Below are 16,682 nucleotides of genomic sequence, written 5' to 3' on the forward strand. Positions count from 1 at the left end.
ATTATTTACTAGCTTTTTTCTTGTTAGCAACAGTTTTTCTCTTTCCTTTACGTGTTCTAGAGTTGTTTTTCGTTCTCTGGCCTCTTAAAGGTAATCCAAGTCTGTGACGTATTCCTCGTTGGCATCCTATGTCCATTAATCGCTTAATGTTCAATTGCACTTCAGATCTAAGCTCTCCCTCCACTTTGATGTTTTCTGAGATATAATTTCTGATTGCAGCCAATTCATCGTCATTCCATTCGTTGACTTTTTTGTCTTCGCTGATACCGGCGTTCTTAAGGATTTCGGAAGATGTACTTCTTCCAACTCCGTAGATGTAAGTTAAACCGATAACTCCTCTTTTGTTTTTTGGTAAATCAATACCTGAAATTCTCGCCATAATTTAATGTTAACCTTGTCTTTGTTTAAATTTTGGGTTTTTCTTGTTGATTACAAACAGTACACCTTTTCTGCGTACGATTTTGCAATCAGCACTTCTTTTTTTAATTGATGCTCTAACTTTCATTTTGAAAATTTTTGTTTTTCTTTATTTACCAAATGGAATCTGCGATCTCATTTGAAATATTTATACTTTAACAATAGCCAAACGGAATTGCATCCATTTGGCATTTGTTTAATATCTAAATGTAATTCTCCCTTTTGAAAGATCATAAGGAGACATTTCCAGTTTTACCTTATCACCAGGTAAGAGTTTAATATAGTGCATTCTCATCTTCCCTGAAATATGAGCAATAAGAATATGCCCGTTTTCCAGTTCTACACGAAACTGTGCATTGGATAGCGCTTCTGTAATCACACCGTCCTGTTCAATATGTTTTTGTTTTGCCATAAATTAATATCCGGTTGTTCTTGACAATTTAGACTGCATCAAGCCATCATAATGATGATTTAGCAGATAAATATTGATCTGTTGAACAGTATCTAATATTACTCCCACCATGATCAACAGCGATGTACCACCGAAAAACAGGGCAAAAGCGTCTGTCTGAACAAAGCTTCCATGCACAATTGCCGGAAGGACTGCAAAGATAGCTAAAAATATTGAACCGGGCAAAGTAATTTTTGATAATATATCATCCAAATAATCAGCAGTCTCTTTCCCTGGTCTTACCTTTGGTACCAAACCACCCTGTCTCTTCAGATCATCGGCCATTTGGTTTACCGGAATTGTGATTGCTGTATAGAAAAATGAAAAGATAATAATCAATAACGCAAACAATACATTGTACTGCCAGCTGAATACATTTTTAAAACCTGCAAGGAAAGTATTAGACTCGTCTACTTTTGTAAGCAAACCAGGTACAAACATCAATGCCTGAGCAAAGATAATCGGCATTACACCGGCTGCGTTTACTTTCAACGGAATCCACTGTCTTGCACCCTGCATTAGATTTTTATTTACACCTCCTCTTGCCTGAGCTCTGCTTACATACTGAATAGGAATTTTTCTTACAGCCACCGATAATACAACAGCTAAAAGAACCACTATCATCCAGAATAGAACTTCAACCATGATCATGATAGAACCTAAACCTCCTTTACCGTTCTGAACTGCGATTTCCTGTACGAATGCTTCCGGTAATCTTGAAAGGATTCCCACCATAATAAGGATAGAAATACCGTTCCCGATACCTTTGTCGGTGATCTTCTCACCCAACCACATTGCAAATACCGAACCGCCTACCAAGATTACAATACTTGGTAACCAGAACATAATTGAATTAGGATCTACGAAATACGCAGACTGGAACTGAGCGTAAGGTAAGAACAACTGAGTGATCGAAGTTAAATAAGAAGGCGCCTGTACAAGACAAACTCCGATAGTTAACCATCTGGTGATCTGATTCAGTGTGTTTCTGCCAGACTCTCCGTCTTTCTGTAGTTTCTGAAGATAAGGAATAGCCATCCCCATCAGCTGAACAATAATTGATGCAGAAATATAAGGCATGATACCTAACGCCATCACAGAAGCGTGGCTGAATGCCCCTCCTGTAAATGACGAAAGCAAGCCAAGGAGACCTGCTCCCTGCTTGTTTCCGCCTTGATTTTTATAATGCTCTAAGAGATCTCCCACTTCTGCAAGGTTGATCGCAGGTAAGGAGATGAAAGATGCGAATCTATACACAAGGATGATAAATAAAGTAAAGAGAATTTTTTCTCTTAACTCTTTTAAGCTCCAAATATTTTTGAGGGTCTGTATAAATTCTTTCATTAGTAATATTATAAGGTAATTGCTTTTCCTCCTGCTTTAGAGATCAACTCCTCAGCAGATTTAGTAAACTTATCAGCAGAGATTGAAACCGCTGATTTCAATTCTCCTCTACCCATAATTTTTACTAATTCGTTTTTAGTAATTAAACCGTTCTCAATCAATACTTCTCTCGTGATCTCTCCAGTGATAGATTTGTTCTCGATTAAAGTTTGGATAGTATCAAGGTTAATTCCTCTAAACTCTTTTCTGTTTACATTTTTGAAACCGAATTTCGGTAATCTTCTCTGCAAAGGCATCTGTCCACCTTCGAAACCGATTTTCTGAGAATAACCAGCTCTTGCTTTCTGACCTTTGTGACCTTTTGTAGAAGTACCTCCTTTACCGGTACCCTGACCTCTACCAATTCTTTTTGAATTGAAAGTAGATCCTGCAGCTGGTTTTATGTTGTTTAAATTCATTGTATTAAAATTTGATATTTGAAATTTGATATTTGAAATTTTACAATTTCAAGTGAAAATAAGAAATTTGAACAGAGATCTGCATCTCAAATTTCAAACTTCTAATTTCAAATCAATTTATTTTTGAACTTCAAGTAAGTGACTCACTGCAGCGATCATTCCTAAGATAGAAGGCGTAGCTTCGTGCTCTACAACTTGGTGAAGTTTCTTAAATCCTAATGCTTCAAGCGTTCTCTTTTGGGTTTTTGTTCTACCAATAGCGCTTCTTACTTGCTTTACTTTAATTGTTGCCATTGTTTATTTATTAACCGTTAAACACTTTAGTTAGAGAAACTCCTCTCATTCTTGCGATCTCTTCTGGTCTTCTGATGTCTAACAACGCTTTGAAAGTTGCCTTTACTACGTTGTGAGGGTTTGAAGACCCTTTAGATTTTGAAAGGATATCGTGAATACCAGCAGACTCCAATACCGCTCTTACCGCACCACCGGCGATAAGTCCTGTACCGTGAGAAGCAGGTCTCATGAAGATATCAGCACCACCGTATCTTGCAGAAGTCTGGTGAGGAATCGTATGGTTCATTACAGGAACTTTTACTAAGTTTTTCTTAGCATCTTCTACAGCCTTAGCGATAGCAGAAGCAACTTCCTTAGATTTTCCTAAACCAAAACCGATAGTTCCAGCTTCGTCACCTACTACAACAATTGCAGAAAATCCGAAAGCTCTACCTCCTTTGGTTACTTTTGTTACTCTATTTACAGCAACGAGACGATCTTTAAGTTCTAATCCTCCCGGTTTTACTCTTTCTATATTATCTAGTCCTAACATATTTCCGAAATTTAATGATTAGAATTTAAGTCCACCTTCTCTCGCACCGTCAGCAAGAGCTTTCACTCTACCGTGGTATACGAAACCGTTTCTATCAAATACAATATTTTCGATTCCTGCAGCGATTGCTTTAGCAGCGATAGCTTTACCTACTGCGGCAGAAATTTCACTTTTTGTTCCGGTAGCTGCACCCTTCTCTCTTGAAGAAGCTGATGCTAAAGTTTTACCGTCTTTATCGTCGATTAACTGAGCGTAAATTTCCTTATTACTCTTGTATACAGATAATCTTGGCAAATCAGCAGATCCAGAGATTTTTCCTCTTACTCTTCTTTTGATTCTTATTCTTTTTTCTAATTTACTTAGTGCCATTTTCTTAAAATTTATTAAGCAGATTTACCAGCTTTACGTCTAACAATTTCTCCTACGAATCTTACACCTTTTCCTTTGTACGGTTCAGGCTTTCTGAAAGATCTGATCTTTGCAGCAACCATTCCTAAAAGTTGGTTGTCGTGAGAAGTTAAAGTAATAATTGGGTTTTTACCTTTTTCAGTCAATGTATCGATGATTACTTCCTTTGGAACTTCTAAAACGATACCGTGAGAGAATCCTAAAGCTAACTCAAGTTTTTGACCTGCGTGTGAAGCTCTGTATCCTACCCCTACCAGTTCTAATTTTTTTGTGAAACCTTCTGTAGTTCCCAAAACCATGTTGTTGATCAACGCGCGGTACAAACCGTGCAATGCTCTGTGTTGTTTAGCGTCAGATGGTCTGCTTACAGTAAGCTGACCGTCGTTTTGCTCAATAGTAACTCCACCAGTAAGCTCCTGAGAAAGTTCTCCTTTTGGACCTTTTACAGTTACTACACCTTCTTTCTCAGTGATTGTAACTCCTGCTGGAACTGTTATAATTGCTTTACCAATTCTTGACATTTTCCTTTGATTAAAAATTAATAAACATAGCAGATTACCTCACCGCCTACTTTTTCTTCTCTAGCTTTCTTATCAGTCATTACTCCTTTAGAAGTAGAGATGATAGAAATACCCAAACCGTTTAGTACTCTTGGAAGTTCACCTGAACCTTTGTACTGTCTCAAACCTGGTCTTGAAGCTCTTTGAATGCTCTTGATTGCCGGTTTGCTGGTTTGCTTGTCGTACTTCAAAGCGATTTTGATCGTTCCCTGAACAGCGCTCTCCTCAAACTTGTAGTTTAAGATATAACCCTGATCAAATAAGATCTTAGTAATCTCCTTTTTGATTTTCGATGCAGGAATTTCCACCACTTTGTGGCCTGCGCTTTGTGCGTTCCTTACTCTAGTCAGGAAATCTGAAATTGGATCTGTTACCATTTCTTTGTTTTAAATTATTGGTTAATGACAGTCAGTATTGAAAAGACTTGAAGATTAAAGACTGTATGGCTCCGAAATTTCTTCGCCAAATCTCTTTACCCTCAGTATCTCAACAACTTAATTGTCACTTTGATTTTTTTAATTTCATTTTATTCTAATAAACATAGCCAAAACGAAGATTAGTCTCCCAGAGAAACAATAATTTCCCTGAGCGGGTGCAAAAGTACAAAAAAAAAATTAATACTATTTATTTTTTTCTCTGACTCTAAGCGACTTAATTCTGTGCTCTATTTATTAAAATACAGCTGACTTATAAAATATAGAAGTCAGCTGTAAAAATTTTTATTGCTTACCAACTAGCTTTCTTAACCCCTGGGATAAGACCGTTGTTTGCCATTTCTCTGAAAGTTACTCTGGAAATACCGAACGTTCTCATATATCCTCTTGGTCTGCCTGTCAGTTTACATCTGTTGTGTAATCTTACAGGAGAAGCATTTTTAGGCAATTTCTGAAGTCCTTCGTAATCACCAGCTTCTTTAAGAGCTTTTCTTTTCTCAGCGTATTTCGCTACAGTAGCTTCTCTTTTGCGCTCACGCGCTTTCATTGATTCTTTAGCCATTTCTTAGTTCTTTTTGAACGGTAAACCGAAGTGAGTTAATAATGCTTTAGCTTCTTTATCTGTTTTCGCTGTAGTAACGAAAGTGATGTCCATCCCCTGGATTTTTTTCACTTTGTCGATTACGATTTCAGGGAAAATGATTTGCTCAGTAATACCTAAGTTATAGTTTCCTCTACCATCGAAACCTTCAGCTTTGATACCAGAGAAATCTCTGATACGTGGTAAAGCAGAAGAAGTAAGTCTGTCTAAGAATTCGTACATTCTTGTAGCTCTAAGAGTAACCTTAGCACCTACAGGCATACCTTTTCTTAATTTGAAAGCAGCCTCATCTTTCTTAGAGATAGTACCAACAGCTTTCTGACCTGTGATGTTTGTAAGTTCTTCCACAGCATAATCGATGATTTTCTTATCTGCTGTAGCATCACCTAAACCTTGAGAGATAACAATTTTCTCTAATCTAGGTACCTGCATTACTGATTTGTAGCCAAATTCTTCCATCATTGCAGGAACAATTTTCTCTTTGTAAGCTACTATGGGTCTTGCTATATATTCCATGTGTTATTTAAAATTATAAAGTTTCACCCGTTTGCTTGTTGATTCTCACTTTCTTATCTCCGTCGATTTTGTAACCGATTTTGATAGCTTTACCGTCTTTACCAACTAAAGCTACGTTTGAGATATGAATTGAAGCTTCTTTTTCAGTAATTCCTCCTTGAGGATTAGAAGCTGAAGGCTTAACGTGTTTTTTAACGATGTTAAGACCTGCAACGATAACTCTAGGGTCTCTTCCTTCTTTTTTGATCACTTCAATAACTTCACCTGTTTTCCCTTTAAGATCTTTCTTTCCGGTAGTTACGATTACGTTATCTCCTCTTTTTATTTTTAACTTTGACATTTTTTTTAAAATTTTAAATATTAAAGTACTTCAGGAGCTAATGAAATGATTTTCATATATTCTTTGTCTCTCAACTCACGGGCAACGGGTCCGAAAACACGTGTACCTCTCATTTCTCCTGCTGCGTTTAGCAATACACAAGCGTTGTCGTCGAATTTGATGTATGAACCATCTTTTCTTCTTACTGCTTTTTTAGTTCTTACTACTACAGCTTTAGATACCTGACCTTTTTTAGCGTTTCCTGATGGTGTAGAATCTTTGATTGTAACAACGATTTTATCACCAACTGAAGCATATCTTCTTCTGGTTCCTCCCAGAACTCTGATAACGAGTACTTCTTTTGCACCTGTATTATCAGCAACTTTTAATCTTGATTCTGTTTGTAACATTATTACTTAGCTTTTTCAATGATTCTTACTAATCTCCATCTCTTGCTCTTGCTCAAAGGTCTTGTTTCAGAAATAAGAACTGTATCTCCTTCGTTGCATTCGTTGTTTTCGTCGTGTGCAGTATATTTTTTCGTTTTCAAAACGAATTTACCGTACATCGGGTGCTTTACTCTTGTAGTTTCGCTAACAACAATAGTTTTTTCCATTTTATTGCTGGAAACCACTCCGATTCTTTCTTTTCTTAAATTTCTATCCATTGTAAAAAGGATTATTGTTTGTTAGTTAACTCCGTGTTTAGTCTAGCGATTGTCTTTCTCAAATCTTTGATTTGAATCGGGTTTTCAATCGGGCTGATTGCGTGAGCCAATTTCAGTTTTGAATATTGAGCTTTTGCTTCAGTTAATTGATTTTGAATATCACCCGCGCTTAAATTTTTAATATCAGCTTTTTTCATTGTATACAAAGATTAAAGAGGTTTAACAAAATCGTTAGCAACGATAAATTTAGTAACGATAGGTAATTTCTGAGCTGCAAGTCTAAGAGCTTCCTTAGCGATATCGTAAGGTACACCTCCAACTTCGAACATGATTTTACCTGGTTTTACTACAGCTACCCAATATTCCACGGCACCTTTACCTTTACCCATACGTACTTCGGCTGGTTTTTTGGTAATTGGTTTATCCGGGAAGATTTTGATCCATAGTTGACCTTCTCTCTTCATATATCTTGTAGCAGCGATACGCGCAGCTTCAATCTGTCTTGCCGTGATCCAAGCGCCTTCTGTAGCTTTGATCCCGAAAGTTCCATAAGCAAGTTGATTACCTCTCTGAGCAATCCCCTTCATTTTCATCTTATGTACTCTACGGAACTTGGTTCTTTTTGGTTGTAACATAATTTCTAAATTTTAGATTTTAGATTTTAGATTTTAGATGTTTTTTATTTTAAAAAAGTAACGGTAATTTAAAATGCAAAATTTCTAATCTAAAATTTTAATTATTATTGTTATTGTTGTTGTTTCTTCTTGGTCTTCTGTTGTCTCTGTCTCCACCGTTTCCACGGTTTTCTCTTCTGTCTCCAGACTGACCTCCTTTTTTCTGTTGTCCCACTAGAGGAGAAAGTTCTCTTTTACCGTAAACTTCACCTTTCATGATCCAAACTTTCACACCTAATTTTCCGTACTGAGTCAATGCTTCACCGATGTGGTAATCGATATCTGCTCTGAAAGTAGACAATGGAATTCTTCCGTCTTTGAAAGATTCTGATCTTGCCATTTCAGCACCGTTCAATCTACCAGAGATCTGAACTTTGATACCTTCTGCACCCATTCTCATTGTACCTGCGATAGCCATCTTAACTGCTCTTCTGTAAGAGATTCTGTTTTCGATCTGCTTTGCAATGCTGTCTGCAACTAATACTGCATCAAGCTCAGGTCTTTTGATTTCGAAGATGTTGATCTGAATATCCTTTTTAGTCAATTTTTTCAACTCTTCTTTCAGTTTGTCAACCTCCTGTCCACCTTTCCCGATGATTAATCCCGGTCTGGCAGTAGTGATTGTAACTGTAACTAACTTTAATGTTCTTTCAATATAAATTCTTGAAATTCCACCTTTAGATAATCTAGCTTCAAGGTATCTTCTGATTTTGTAGTCTTCAGCGATTCTGTCTCCATAATTCTTTCCGCCAAACCAGTTAGAATCCCATCCTCTGATGATACCTAATCTGTTACCAATTGGATTTGTCTTCTGTCCCATACCTTGATTAATTTTCTTTTGTACCTAAGATTAGTGTAATGTGGTTTGATCTCTTTCTGATTCTGTACCCTCTACCTTGTGGAGCAGGTCTAAGTCTCTTCAATTGTCTTGCACTGTCTACAAAAATTTCTTTAACGATAAGGTTTGCCTCTTCAATATCAGCACCTTCGTTTTTAGACTGCCAGTTTGCCATTGCAGAAAGTAAAACTTTCTCCAATTTGTTTGACGCGTCCTTTTTAGAATATTTTAGAATGCTTAAAGCTTTTTCAACCTCTACTCCTCTGATGATATCAGCTACTAATCTCATTTTTCTTGGAGAAGAAGGGCAATCGTTGTGTAACGCTTTCGCTACATCCTGATTAGTTAATTTACGTGCTAATGCACTTTCTCTTTTTCTTGATCCCATGATTATCTGCTACCTTTGTTTTTGTTACCACCATGACCTCTGAAAGATCTTGTTGGAGAAAATTCGCCTAACTTGTGACCTACCATGTTTTCTGTAACATATACAGGGATAAATGCTTTCCCGTTGTGTACAGCAATAGTTTGCCCTACGAAGTCCGGAGAGATCATCGATGCTCTAGACCAAGTTTTGATAACTGTTTTCTTATTAGCTTCTATATTTGTCTGAACCTTCTTATCTAAAGTATGATGAATGAATGGTCCTTTTTTAAGTGATCTTGCCATAATTATTTACGTTTAGATATGATATGACGGTTAGACGCTTTGTTTTTCTTTCTGGTTTTGTAACCTTTAGCAGGCATACCGTTTCTAGATCTTGGGTGACCTCCTGAAGAACGACCTTCACCACCTCCCATTGGGTGATCTACAGGGTTCATTACAACCGGTCTTGTTCTTGGTCTTCTACCTAACCATCTGCTTCTACCAGCCTTACCTGATACAGTTAACTGATGATCTCCGTTTGAAACAGATCCAACCATTGCATAACATTCAGTAAGGATCATTCTTGATTCTCCTGAAGGCAATTTCACGATTGCATATTTACCGTCTCTTGAAGTTAATTGAGCTGAAGAACCAGCACTTCTTGCTAAGATTGCACCTTGACCAGGCTTCATCTCGATACAAGAAATCACAGTTCCCAAAGGAATGTTTTTCAGTTTCATTGCGTTACCGATGTTCGGTTCTACGCTTTCTCCTGAAATGATCTTCTGATCTACTTTGATCCCGTTTGGAGCGATGATGTATCTCTTCTCTCCGTCTGCATATTCCACCAAAGCGATGAAAGCAGTTCTGTTTGGATCGTACTCTACAGTTTTTACCGTTGCTTCAACATCATGCTTGTTTCTTTTGAAGTCGATAATTCTGTATTTCTTTTTGTGTCCACCTCCGGTGTAACGCATGGTCATTTTACCAGTTTGGTTACGTCCACCTGACTTACTAATACCAACTGTAAGAGATTTCTCCGGTTTGTTGGTAGTAATTTCCTCAAAATTGTTTACAACTCTGAATCTCTGTCCTGGGGTGATAGGTTTTAATTTTCTAACAGACATTACTATTATTTATAATTAATAATTAATTTACAGCGAAAATATCGATAACGTCACCTTCTACAAGCTTGATTACCGCTTTTTTCAATTTGTTTGTCTTTCCTACTTGAAGACCTTTCTTAGTGTATTTCGAAGAAACCTTCGGAGCATAAATCATTGTGTTAATGTCTGCTACTTTTACACCGTAAGCCGCTTCCACAGCTTTTTTTATCTGGATCTTATTAGCCTTTGGATTTACCAAGAAAGAATAAGTACCTCTTAAATCTGTAAGGTAATTAGCCTTTTCTGAGATAACTGGTTTAATAATTAGTGACATGATTTATTTCTTTAAATTTTCCTGGAATTTTTCTACTGCACCTTCTAAGAAAACGATCTCACCTGCATTGATAAGGTCATAAGAAGAAATTTCGTTGAATTTCATCACCTTAGTTTTAGGTAAGTTTCTTGAAGATAAATACACATTCTTGTTTGTATCAGGAAGAATGAATAAAGACTTCTTGTCGTTCAATGCCAAAGCATTTAATACTGTAACGAAATCTTTAGTTTTAGGAGCAGCAATGCTCAATCCTTCAACAATTCTGATGCTGTTGTCTCTCATTTTCTGAGAAAGAACAGATTTTTTAGCTAATCTCTTAAGAGCTTTGTTCAATTTGAATCTGTAGTCTCTTGGCTTAGGACCGAATACTCTACCTCCACCTCTGAAAGTAGGAGATTTAATATCACCGTATCTGGCAGAACCAGATCCTTTTTGCTTCTTAAGTTTCTTAGTAGAAGCGGTAATTTCGCTTCTTTCTTTTGATTTATGAGTACCTTGACGCTGTGCAGCAAGATATTGTTTTACTTCTAAGTAAACCGCGTGCTTATTTGGCTCAATTCCGAATACTGTTTCGTCTAGAGTTACTTTTTTTCCGGTTTCTTTTCCTGATGTATTTAATACTACTAGTTCCATTTTCTGATAATTACATAAGAATTTTTAGCTCCCGGAACAGCACCTTTTACTACTAAAAGATTTTGTTCTTGATCCACTTTTAATACCTGAAGGTTTTGTACAGTTACCTGCTTACCTCCCATTCTTCCAGCCATTCTCATCCCCTTGAATACTCTAGAAGGATCTGATCCAGCACCGATAGAACCTGGAGCTCTAAGTCTGTTGTGCTGACCGTGAGTTGCCTGCATTACACCTCCAAAGCCATGTCTTTTAACAACACCCTGGAAACCTTTACCTTTTGAAGTTCCTGTAACATCTACAAATTCACCTTCAGCGAATAAGTCTACCTTTACTTCATCTCCTACGCTTACAGTATCAACGAATTCTCTGTAGAATTCTACCAACTTAGCTTTAGGAGCAGAACCAGCCTTTTTAAAATGGCCGGCTAACGCTTTACCAACGTTCTTTTCACTCTTGTCATCGAAACCTAACTGAACAGATTTGTATCCGTCCTTTTCAATGGTTCTGACCTGTAAAACCGAGCAAGGACCAGCCTGAATAACGGTACACGGCATATTTTTGCCGTTTTCGTCAAACAGAGAAGTCATCCCGATTTTTTTTCCAATAATACCTGACATTATTTATATAATATGTTATAAAATTTTCTTGTATTTGCAATCATTTTTAGAGTTCTCAAATAATTTCCAAGTTTGAATTGGGCATATTCCTCCCCTAAAATGAGTGTGCAAATGTATGAATAAAATTTAATTTGACAAATATTTATTGTAAAATATTTTGATTTTTAATGATTTACGAATTTTAGACAAATCTTAAAAGAAAAGCAGGAACATCAATTATGTTTAATCCACTTCAGAACTGCCATAGAATAGAAAATAATCTTCCAACTTATTCGAAACACAAAGTAGTATTCCGTCCTAATTATATTTGTGATTTTCGATTACTTCTAAACAAAAAAAACACTTACCCGGGAACGAATAAGTGCTGCAATTTTCATCATTTGTATTAGTAGAATCTACATGCGTAAAAAATAAACGTGGTTATTAGTTCATTAATTTTAGCAGGATTAACATCTTTTATTAAATTAAATTTCGTAAAATTAAATTTTAAAAGAAAGATATTCTACTCCTTTAAGCTGTTCCCAAAATTATGTTAACTTTACTGGCAGGGCAAAACTATTGGGTGGACAAATGGGTGGACATTTAGTATAAATCTGATTTACAGAATATTACATACTTGAACTGTCAGTAATTGGTTTATATTAAAAACATCACTCAATATCAGAGAATGACTTTAGTTGATAAAATAAAGGTATGGTAAAACTTATGACTGTTTTGTTTTTCGTTTTTTCAGCAATTTTTGCCAGGGGCAGTTCAGCTGTGCGCCTCGACTATTCTCTTTCAGACAAAAAAGCAATAGAAAAAATTGCAGAAGACAAGTCAGCTTTTACAGACAAAAACACCAAAGAGTTTAAAATATATCTTAATTCAGCCATTTCCAATAACCGTTTTTCCAGTAGAAATACAGAAATTGTAGTAAGCAATGTTTTTTCTGCACTAAAATTTGCACATGAAAAGGACAAACTTAATGATACAAGCACTAACCTTTTTGAAAATGCATTGAAGATTTCCAAGGCCGAGAAAAGATCAGATCTTACGATTTGGGTTTCTCTCAACTATGCATTTTACTTTTATACTTACCGGAGATATGAGAAATGCTTTCCCTTATTTATGTACTGTATTGCAGCACTGGATGAAAATAATGATGAGCAAATTATTCAGATCAGCGAAACTTACAAAAAGATTGCCTATTTTCTTACTACTACAAATGATCACGACAAAGCTGAAGAATTTCTGAAAAAAGCGCTTCAATATGCAAAACCAGAGACAAATGATGTTGCCGGCATTCTCAATAATCTCGGATTTTGCAGCCTGGAAAAGAAAAACTACGCAGAAGCTGAATACTATTTCAAAAAAGCACTCTCCACCGCACAGAAAACAGCAGACCACGTGCGCTACGCCAAGGCACTGGGAAGTCTTGCCGACCTCGAATTGAAGAGGCAGAATTATGATAAAGCAATCGATCTACTTCAAAAGGATATTTCAATTTCTAAAAAACACGAGAGCGACCAAAATACGATGTTTGCCCTTAATTTATTGAGTAATGTCTATTTTGAAAAAGGCGATATCAAAAATGCGGAAAGGTATCTTGACGAAGCAAAGAAATATGCAACGTCAAAATCTCATTTCAGGAGTTTCGAATATCAGATTAATGAAACGATATTGAAAATCGCCAAAATGAAAGGTGACGATCAGCAGGAACTGATTGCAAGGAGAAGACTTGAAAAACTGAAAGATTCTCTGATGGATTTTGATGCGAAAGAAACTGTTTTGCGTGTCGGCTGGGAATCTCAGAAAAAACAGCTTCAGCTGAAACTTGCCAAAGACAAAGCTGAGCTTGAAAAAGAATCTTACTTAAAAATATCCGCCATCACCGTCGCGTGCATTCTTCTTATTCTGATGGTTTTCATCATCCGGTCTTACCGCCATAAAATGCGGAGTAAAAAAGGCGAGTACGACAAAAAAGTACTTACCCTGATGATTGACAAAATAAAATCTGAAAGCAAACTTAATAATACACATAAAACACTGCAATCTTATCAAACTTATCTTTCGGAAAAAAATAAACAGATTGAAGAACTTGAGAAGGAAATGCAAAAAGTGAAAAACTCATCCTTTTCAGAATTGGAAGAAAGATCCGGTGACCTGCAGAAACTTTTAGAATCCCATCTGATGACAGATGAAAACTGGAAAAACTTCAGAAATGCTTTCATCCAAAAATATCCTACGCATTATAAGGAGCTTACCAATCAGTTTCCCGACCTTACAGATTCGAACCTCAGAATTATTATTCTTACTAAATTAAATATGAATAACACCGAAATTTCACGCCTTCTCGGTGTAACGATTGATGCGGTGAAAAAGGCCAAGCACAGGCTGAGAAAGAAATACGAAAATGACCACGAAAGTCTTTTTGAGCAGATCTAAACTTCATTCATAAAAAAAACTCAAAGAAAATTCTTTGAGTCTGATTTTATCTTTGAGTATAAATGGATCTTAAAAAATCTCCATAGGAACTTTCAAGACCTACAATATCTCCCGATTTTAAATTGAGACCACCCACTCCCGATTCATCAGCTTTCACTTTTGAGGATGATGCCTGAAAATAATAAGAAGAACTTTGATCTTTCACCTGAAATTTCAATGTGGAACCTAATAATTTTTTAGTAGAGATCGTGTAGACTTCAGAAGCTATTACAGGAATTGTAAGGTATGACCTCGGCTCTAAAATATAATCTTTTCGGTTAACACTTATTTTTTGATCATTTTCCGAGGACGCAAAGATGTAGATTGACCCATCCTTTTTCGGAAGATTATCTTTATTGATGTAGTACAAATTTAATCTATAATGTGCCGCATCAAATTTTGAAGGAGATCCGTCGATGGTTTCGAAAGGTTGTAGCGAATAACTGTTAGCTCCGATTTCCTTTGCTTTTTTGTAGATGGCAGAAAAAACGGCAGCGTCATCATTAGAAAACCCACGAACTTCCACTTCACCTAAATATTCTGCCTGCTCTGTTTTTACAGGTAACAGGATCAAAAACTTGTCTTTATTGTCATTGATTTTTTCAACTTTGTTCAGAAGAACATTTTGTGAAAAAACTATTTGTGAAATCAGTACGAAAAGTATGATTTGAAATTTATTCATTTACTTAAAAATTAATTTTGAAGAATTGCAACTGCTTCCTGCAGGCTGTTTTCCCAATGCTTAGGTTCGATTTGATACACTTTTTCAATCTTATCTAAATTCATCGTACTTCTTTTTGGCCTTTTTGCCGGCGTTGGGTATTGCTCAGTTGTCAATGGGTTTAATTTTATTGAAGATCCTGAAAACTCAGCGATTTTTTTTGCAAACTCAAACCAAGTCGTTTCGGGATAATTTGAAAAATGGAAAATTCCATAAGTTTTTGGTTCGGTATCAATGATTTTTAAAATGGCTTCTGCCAAATCATTTGCGTTGGTAGGTTGCCCAAACTGATCACCGACAATTCCCAATTCATCTTTTTGCGAAAATAAGTTGAGCATCGTTTTTACAAAATTCTTGCTGAACTCTGAATATAACCAAGAAGTCCGAAGAATAACTGTTTTAGGATTGTTCTCTAAAGCCAGCTCCTCACCTTCTCTTTTAGATGCACCATAAACACCTATTGGACTTGTAAAATCCTCTTCAGAATAATCCAAATTCGTTTCGCCATCAAAAACATAATCCGTAGAAACGTGAATGAGTGTCGTTTTGTATTCTTTACAAACTTCTGCTAAATTCCCTACCGCGACCGCATTTACAGCGTAAGCTTTTTCTTCCTCCTGTTCAGCTAAATCTACTGCAGTGTATGCCGAAGCGTTGATGCAGAATTCAGGTTTATTATCATAGAAAAAATCGTCGATCTGATCTTTATCTGTAATATCTAAAGCTTTTGAGTCTGTAAAAATAAATTCATACTTACTTTCAAAATCGAAAGCGAGTTTTCTGATACAGCTTCCTAATTGTCCGTTTCCGCCAATGACTGCGATTTTTTTCATACTAAGAATTTTTTGCGTTTTGTGATCTTAAAAATTTTACTCTCGCCTGGAAATCTTTCTGCTCAAGATCAACAAAGAATTTACCGAATGTTTCGATGATTTCCGGAGGATGTGTTTCTGATCTTCTGGTTTTCATATTAAAATAAATCACCGTGACCCACATCACTGCGTGAATAGTTTTCTCATCAGGACTTTTCATCAGAATCTCAACTTTTGCCGTACGCTCATTGATTTCTATGGTTTTACTGCTGATCACCACCTGATGATTGTAACGGACTTCTCTGAGATAAGCAATTTCGTTCTGAACCGTAATCCATGTACAGCCTGTTTTTTTGGTGTATTCTTCATAGGTAAAGCCATAGTAAGTTTCTACATGATCTTCTCTGGCATTAAACATATAATCCAGATATTTCACGTTATTCAGATGACCTATCGGATCACAGTCGCTGAATCTGACTTTTACCGTTGTTGTGACTTCTTTTTCCATGGTACAAAAATAAAAAAACCACCTTTAATAAAGAATAAAGGTGGTGATTATTATTTGGAATTAAAATTATTTAATCGCCAATTCTTTTTTTACAGCATCTGTAATGTCTGCACCGTTTTTGTAAACCAATGAAGTAGAGTTACCGTCTAATACAAACTCGTAACCTCCAGCTTTAGATACTTTCTCGATCGCAGTGTTTAATTTTGCCTCGATTGGGTTGAAAGCTGCGTCCTGCTTAGCCTGAAGATCTTTCTGAGCTTTTTGCTGCATTCCAGTGATCTCGTCCTGAAGTTTCTTCATTTCGTCACCTCTCAATTTGTTTTCAGCTTCAGTTTTAGTCTGAGCTTCTTTCATATAAAGATCATACTTAGTCTGAGCTGCTTCCATTTTTTTCTTGATTTCAGCTTCTTTGGTATCTGCAAAAGCTTTAAGATCTGTATCCGCTTTCTTTTTTTCCGGCATTGCATTAAGCACTCCGAATACATCTAAAGTAGCAACTTTTTGCGCTTTAGCCATTCCGAAAGAGGCCATCATCAATATCGCTGCAAATAATACACTTAATTTTTTCATAATAGGTAAATAGATAATTTTTGTTTTTTCTTTGAT

At 36.3% G+C, this 16,682-nt stretch carries 29 protein-coding genes; 1 reads left to right on the forward strand and 28 read right to left on the reverse strand.

The window, feature by feature from the left end; translation table 11 throughout:
* Window position 1 precedes the first annotated feature (1 nt).
* From rpsM to rplC, 24 genes are all read right to left on the reverse strand, one after another.
* Window positions 2-379: a 30S ribosomal protein S13 gene (rpsM, locus tag IC610_RS13950; RefSeq protein WP_056026795.1), complete on the reverse strand. Its 378-nt coding sequence runs from the start codon at window positions 377-379 to the stop codon at window positions 2-4.
* Window positions 380-388: 9 nt separating this feature from the next.
* Window positions 389-505, reverse strand: coding sequence for a 50S ribosomal protein L36 (gene rpmJ / locus IC610_RS13955; protein ID WP_007839480.1), 117 nt, complete (start codon window positions 503-505; stop codon window positions 389-391).
* A 108-nt stretch (window positions 506-613) separates the two neighbouring features.
* Window positions 614-829, reverse strand: coding sequence for a translation initiation factor IF-1 (infA, locus tag IC610_RS13960; RefSeq protein WP_027381317.1), 216 nt, complete (start codon window positions 827-829; stop codon window positions 614-616).
* Between the two features lie 3 nt (window positions 830-832).
* Entirely contained in the window at window positions 833-2,212 is a 1,380-nt protein-coding gene (gene secY, locus IC610_RS13965) for a preprotein translocase subunit SecY (RefSeq protein ID WP_191737414.1), read from the reverse strand.
* A gap of 8 nt (window positions 2,213-2,220) precedes the next feature.
* Window positions 2,221-2,670: a 50S ribosomal protein L15 gene (gene rplO / locus IC610_RS13970; protein WP_056075989.1), complete on the reverse strand. Its 450-nt coding sequence runs from the start codon at window positions 2,668-2,670 to the stop codon at window positions 2,221-2,223.
* A gap of 117 nt (window positions 2,671-2,787) precedes the next feature.
* Window positions 2,788-2,964, reverse strand: a complete 177-nt coding sequence (gene rpmD / locus IC610_RS13975; protein ID WP_007839493.1) for a 50S ribosomal protein L30 — start codon at window positions 2,962-2,964, stop codon at window positions 2,788-2,790.
* Window positions 2,965-2,974: 10 nt separating this feature from the next.
* Entirely contained in the window at window positions 2,975-3,496 is a 522-nt protein-coding gene (gene rpsE, locus IC610_RS13980) for a 30S ribosomal protein S5 (RefSeq protein WP_056075986.1), read from the reverse strand.
* An 18-nt stretch (window positions 3,497-3,514) separates the two neighbouring features.
* On the reverse strand, window positions 3,515-3,865 hold the full coding sequence (rplR, locus tag IC610_RS13985; RefSeq protein WP_056075982.1) for a 50S ribosomal protein L18: 351 nt from the start codon (window positions 3,863-3,865) through the stop codon (window positions 3,515-3,517).
* A gap of 14 nt (window positions 3,866-3,879) precedes the next feature.
* Window positions 3,880-4,425: a 50S ribosomal protein L6 gene (gene rplF / locus IC610_RS13990; protein WP_191737415.1), complete on the reverse strand. Its 546-nt coding sequence runs from the start codon at window positions 4,423-4,425 to the stop codon at window positions 3,880-3,882.
* 17 nt (window positions 4,426-4,442) lie between these two features.
* Entirely contained in the window at window positions 4,443-4,841 is a 399-nt protein-coding gene (gene rpsH / locus IC610_RS13995) for a 30S ribosomal protein S8 (RefSeq protein WP_056026813.1), read from the reverse strand.
* 349 nt (window positions 4,842-5,190) lie between these two features.
* Window positions 5,191-5,460, reverse strand: coding sequence for a 30S ribosomal protein S14 (rpsN, locus tag IC610_RS14000; RefSeq protein ID WP_047442254.1), 270 nt, complete (start codon window positions 5,458-5,460; stop codon window positions 5,191-5,193).
* Window positions 5,461-5,463: 3 nt separating this feature from the next.
* The gene (gene rplE, locus IC610_RS14005) at window positions 5,464-6,015 is read right to left on the reverse strand and encodes a 50S ribosomal protein L5 (RefSeq protein ID WP_056026816.1); all 552 of its coding nucleotides are present in this window, start codon (window positions 6,013-6,015) and stop codon (window positions 5,464-5,466) included.
* 13 nt (window positions 6,016-6,028) lie between these two features.
* A complete protein-coding gene (gene rplX / locus IC610_RS14010) occupies window positions 6,029-6,355 on the reverse strand; it encodes a 50S ribosomal protein L24 (RefSeq protein ID WP_056075978.1) in 327 nt (108 codons plus the stop codon).
* Window positions 6,356-6,375: 20 nt separating this feature from the next.
* Window positions 6,376-6,744, reverse strand: coding sequence for a 50S ribosomal protein L14 (rplN, locus tag IC610_RS14015; RefSeq protein WP_002983226.1), 369 nt, complete (start codon window positions 6,742-6,744; stop codon window positions 6,376-6,378).
* A gap of 2 nt (window positions 6,745-6,746) precedes the next feature.
* Entirely contained in the window at window positions 6,747-7,001 is a 255-nt protein-coding gene (gene rpsQ / locus IC610_RS14020; protein ID WP_034678021.1) for a 30S ribosomal protein S17, read from the reverse strand.
* 11 nt (window positions 7,002-7,012) lie between these two features.
* A complete protein-coding gene (gene rpmC, locus IC610_RS14025; RefSeq protein WP_056075976.1) occupies window positions 7,013-7,198 on the reverse strand; it encodes a 50S ribosomal protein L29 in 186 nt (61 codons plus the stop codon).
* A 12-nt stretch (window positions 7,199-7,210) separates the two neighbouring features.
* The gene (rplP, locus tag IC610_RS14030; RefSeq protein WP_056075973.1) at window positions 7,211-7,636 is read right to left on the reverse strand and encodes a 50S ribosomal protein L16; all 426 of its coding nucleotides are present in this window, start codon (window positions 7,634-7,636) and stop codon (window positions 7,211-7,213) included.
* Between the two features lie 97 nt (window positions 7,637-7,733).
* Window positions 7,734-8,495 (reverse strand): 30S ribosomal protein S3, encoded by a 762-nt coding sequence (gene rpsC, locus IC610_RS14035; protein ID WP_056075970.1) that lies wholly within the window; start codon window positions 8,493-8,495, stop codon window positions 7,734-7,736.
* A gap of 7 nt (window positions 8,496-8,502) precedes the next feature.
* The gene (gene rplV / locus IC610_RS14040) at window positions 8,503-8,901 is read right to left on the reverse strand and encodes a 50S ribosomal protein L22 (protein ID WP_056075966.1); all 399 of its coding nucleotides are present in this window, start codon (window positions 8,899-8,901) and stop codon (window positions 8,503-8,505) included.
* Window positions 8,902-8,903: 2 nt separating this feature from the next.
* Window positions 8,904-9,182, reverse strand: a complete 279-nt coding sequence (gene rpsS, locus IC610_RS14045; RefSeq protein WP_056075962.1) for a 30S ribosomal protein S19 — start codon at window positions 9,180-9,182, stop codon at window positions 8,904-8,906.
* 2 nt (window positions 9,183-9,184) lie between these two features.
* Window positions 9,185-10,006, reverse strand: a complete 822-nt coding sequence (gene rplB / locus IC610_RS14050; RefSeq protein WP_056075959.1) for a 50S ribosomal protein L2 — start codon at window positions 10,004-10,006, stop codon at window positions 9,185-9,187.
* A 22-nt stretch (window positions 10,007-10,028) separates the two neighbouring features.
* Complete coding sequence (gene rplW, locus IC610_RS14055; protein WP_056026836.1) at window positions 10,029-10,319, reverse strand: 50S ribosomal protein L23; 291 nt, start codon at window positions 10,317-10,319, stop codon at window positions 10,029-10,031.
* 3 nt (window positions 10,320-10,322) lie between these two features.
* Window positions 10,323-10,952 carry a 50S ribosomal protein L4 gene (rplD, locus tag IC610_RS14060; protein WP_191737416.1) on the reverse strand — a complete coding sequence of 210 codons (630 nt, stop codon included), beginning with the start codon at window positions 10,950-10,952 and terminating at the stop codon, window positions 10,323-10,325.
* On the reverse strand, window positions 10,943-11,569 hold the full coding sequence (gene rplC, locus IC610_RS14065) for a 50S ribosomal protein L3 (RefSeq protein WP_056075952.1): 627 nt from the start codon (window positions 11,567-11,569) through the stop codon (window positions 10,943-10,945). The genes rplD and rplC overlap by 10 nt, the downstream gene beginning before the upstream one ends.
* 693 nt (window positions 11,570-12,262) lie before the next feature.
* Here rplC and IC610_RS14070 point away from each other — a divergent pair.
* Complete coding sequence (locus IC610_RS14070) at window positions 12,263-13,996, forward strand: tetratricopeptide repeat protein (RefSeq protein ID WP_191737417.1); 1,734 nt, start codon at window positions 12,263-12,265, stop codon at window positions 13,994-13,996.
* Between the two features lie 46 nt (window positions 13,997-14,042).
* Here the strand turns inward: IC610_RS14070 and IC610_RS14075 are convergent, their stop codons facing one another.
* From IC610_RS14075 to IC610_RS14090, 4 genes are all read right to left on the reverse strand, one after another.
* The gene (locus IC610_RS14075) at window positions 14,043-14,717 is read right to left on the reverse strand and encodes a hypothetical protein (RefSeq protein ID WP_191737418.1); all 675 of its coding nucleotides are present in this window, start codon (window positions 14,715-14,717) and stop codon (window positions 14,043-14,045) included.
* Between the two features lie 11 nt (window positions 14,718-14,728).
* Window positions 14,729-15,589, reverse strand: a complete 861-nt coding sequence (gene rfbD, locus IC610_RS14080) for a dTDP-4-dehydrorhamnose reductase (protein ID WP_191737419.1) — start codon at window positions 15,587-15,589, stop codon at window positions 14,729-14,731.
* A gap of 1 nt (window position 15,590) precedes the next feature.
* Window positions 15,591-16,076 carry an acyl-CoA thioesterase gene (locus IC610_RS14085; RefSeq protein ID WP_191737420.1) on the reverse strand — a complete coding sequence of 162 codons (486 nt, stop codon included), beginning with the start codon at window positions 16,074-16,076 and terminating at the stop codon, window positions 15,591-15,593.
* A gap of 66 nt (window positions 16,077-16,142) precedes the next feature.
* Window positions 16,143-16,646 carry an OmpH family outer membrane protein gene (locus IC610_RS14090; protein ID WP_191737421.1) on the reverse strand — a complete coding sequence of 168 codons (504 nt, stop codon included), beginning with the start codon at window positions 16,644-16,646 and terminating at the stop codon, window positions 16,143-16,145.
* Between the last annotated feature and the right edge of the window lie 36 nt (window positions 16,647-16,682).

The sequence above is a fragment of the Chryseobacterium caseinilyticum genome (assembly GCF_014837145.1).
Lineage (GTDB): Bacteria > Bacteroidota > Bacteroidia > Flavobacteriales > Weeksellaceae > Chryseobacterium > Chryseobacterium caseinilyticum.

What these genes read in the sequence shown, in the direction of transcription:
- rplN (WP_002983226.1), bottom strand. Translation starts at nt 6,744, where the DNA reads ATGTTACAAACAGAATCAAGATTAAAAGTTGCTGATAATACAGGTGCA.
- rplX (WP_056075978.1), bottom strand. Translation starts at nt 6,355, where the DNA reads ATGTCAAAGTTAAAAATAAAAAGAGGAGATAACGTAATCGTAACTACC.
- rplW (WP_056026836.1), bottom strand. Translation starts at nt 10,319, where the DNA reads ATGTCACTAATTATTAAACCAGTTATCTCAGAAAAGGCTAATTACCTT.
- rplB (WP_056075959.1), bottom strand. Translation starts at nt 10,006, where the DNA reads ATGTCTGTTAGAAAATTAAAACCTATCACCCCAGGACAGAGATTCAGA.
- IC610_RS14075 (WP_191737418.1), bottom strand. Translation starts at nt 14,717, where the DNA reads ATGAATAAATTTCAAATCATACTTTTCGTACTGATTTCACAAATAGTT.
- infA (WP_027381317.1), bottom strand. Translation starts at nt 829, where the DNA reads ATGGCAAAACAAAAACATATTGAACAGGACGGTGTGATTACAGAAGCG.
- rpsC (WP_056075970.1), bottom strand. Translation starts at nt 8,495, where the DNA reads ATGGGACAGAAGACAAATCCAATTGGTAACAGATTAGGTATCATCAGA.
- IC610_RS14085 (WP_191737420.1), bottom strand. Translation starts at nt 16,076, where the DNA reads ATGGAAAAAGAAGTCACAACAACGGTAAAAGTCAGATTCAGCGACTGT.
- rpmD (WP_007839493.1), bottom strand. Translation starts at nt 2,964, where the DNA reads ATGGCAACAATTAAAGTAAAGCAAGTAAGAAGCGCTATTGGTAGAACA.
- rfbD (WP_191737419.1), bottom strand. Translation starts at nt 15,589, where the DNA reads ATGAAAAAAATCGCAGTCATTGGCGGAAACGGACAATTAGGAAGCTGT.
- rpmC (WP_056075976.1), bottom strand. Translation starts at nt 7,198, where the DNA reads ATGAAAAAAGCTGATATTAAAAATTTAAGCGCGGGTGATATTCAAAAT.
- rpmJ (WP_007839480.1), bottom strand. Translation starts at nt 505, where the DNA reads ATGAAAGTTAGAGCATCAATTAAAAAAAGAAGTGCTGATTGCAAAATC.
- rplC (WP_056075952.1), bottom strand. Translation starts at nt 11,569, where the DNA reads ATGTCAGGTATTATTGGAAAAAAAATCGGGATGACTTCTCTGTTTGAC.
- rplF (WP_191737415.1), bottom strand. Translation starts at nt 4,425, where the DNA reads ATGTCAAGAATTGGTAAAGCAATTATAACAGTTCCAGCAGGAGTTACA.
- rplD (WP_191737416.1), bottom strand. Translation starts at nt 10,952, where the DNA reads ATGGAACTAGTAGTATTAAATACATCAGGAAAAGAAACCGGAAAAAAA.
- secY (WP_191737414.1), bottom strand. Translation starts at nt 2,212, where the DNA reads ATGAAAGAATTTATACAGACCCTCAAAAATATTTGGAGCTTAAAAGAG.
- rpsM (WP_056026795.1), bottom strand. Translation starts at nt 379, where the DNA reads ATGGCGAGAATTTCAGGTATTGATTTACCAAAAAACAAAAGAGGAGTT.
- rplE (WP_056026816.1), bottom strand. Translation starts at nt 6,015, where the DNA reads ATGGAATATATAGCAAGACCCATAGTAGCTTACAAAGAGAAAATTGTT.
- rplV (WP_056075966.1), bottom strand. Translation starts at nt 8,901, where the DNA reads ATGGGATCAAGAAAAAGAGAAAGTGCATTAGCACGTAAATTAACTAAT.
- rpsN (WP_047442254.1), bottom strand. Translation starts at nt 5,460, where the DNA reads ATGGCTAAAGAATCAATGAAAGCGCGTGAGCGCAAAAGAGAAGCTACT.
- rpsH (WP_056026813.1), bottom strand. Translation starts at nt 4,841, where the DNA reads ATGGTAACAGATCCAATTTCAGATTTCCTGACTAGAGTAAGGAACGCA.
- rplO (WP_056075989.1), bottom strand. Translation starts at nt 2,670, where the DNA reads ATGAATTTAAACAACATAAAACCAGCTGCAGGATCTACTTTCAATTCA.
- rpsS (WP_056075962.1), bottom strand. Translation starts at nt 9,182, where the DNA reads ATGGCAAGATCACTTAAAAAAGGACCATTCATTCATCATACTTTAGAT.
- rplR (WP_056075982.1), bottom strand. Translation starts at nt 3,865, where the DNA reads ATGGCACTAAGTAAATTAGAAAAAAGAATAAGAATCAAAAGAAGAGTA.
- IC610_RS14070 (WP_191737417.1), top strand. Translation starts at nt 12,263, where the DNA reads ATGGTAAAACTTATGACTGTTTTGTTTTTCGTTTTTTCAGCAATTTTT.
- rplP (WP_056075973.1), bottom strand. Translation starts at nt 7,636, where the DNA reads ATGTTACAACCAAAAAGAACCAAGTTCCGTAGAGTACATAAGATGAAA.
- rpsE (WP_056075986.1), bottom strand. Translation starts at nt 3,496, where the DNA reads ATGTTAGGACTAGATAATATAGAAAGAGTAAAACCGGGAGGATTAGAA.
- rpsQ (WP_034678021.1), bottom strand. Translation starts at nt 7,001, where the DNA reads ATGGATAGAAATTTAAGAAAAGAAAGAATCGGAGTGGTTTCCAGCAAT.
- IC610_RS14090 (WP_191737421.1), bottom strand. Translation starts at nt 16,646, where the DNA reads ATGAAAAAATTAAGTGTATTATTTGCAGCGATATTGATGATGGCCTCT.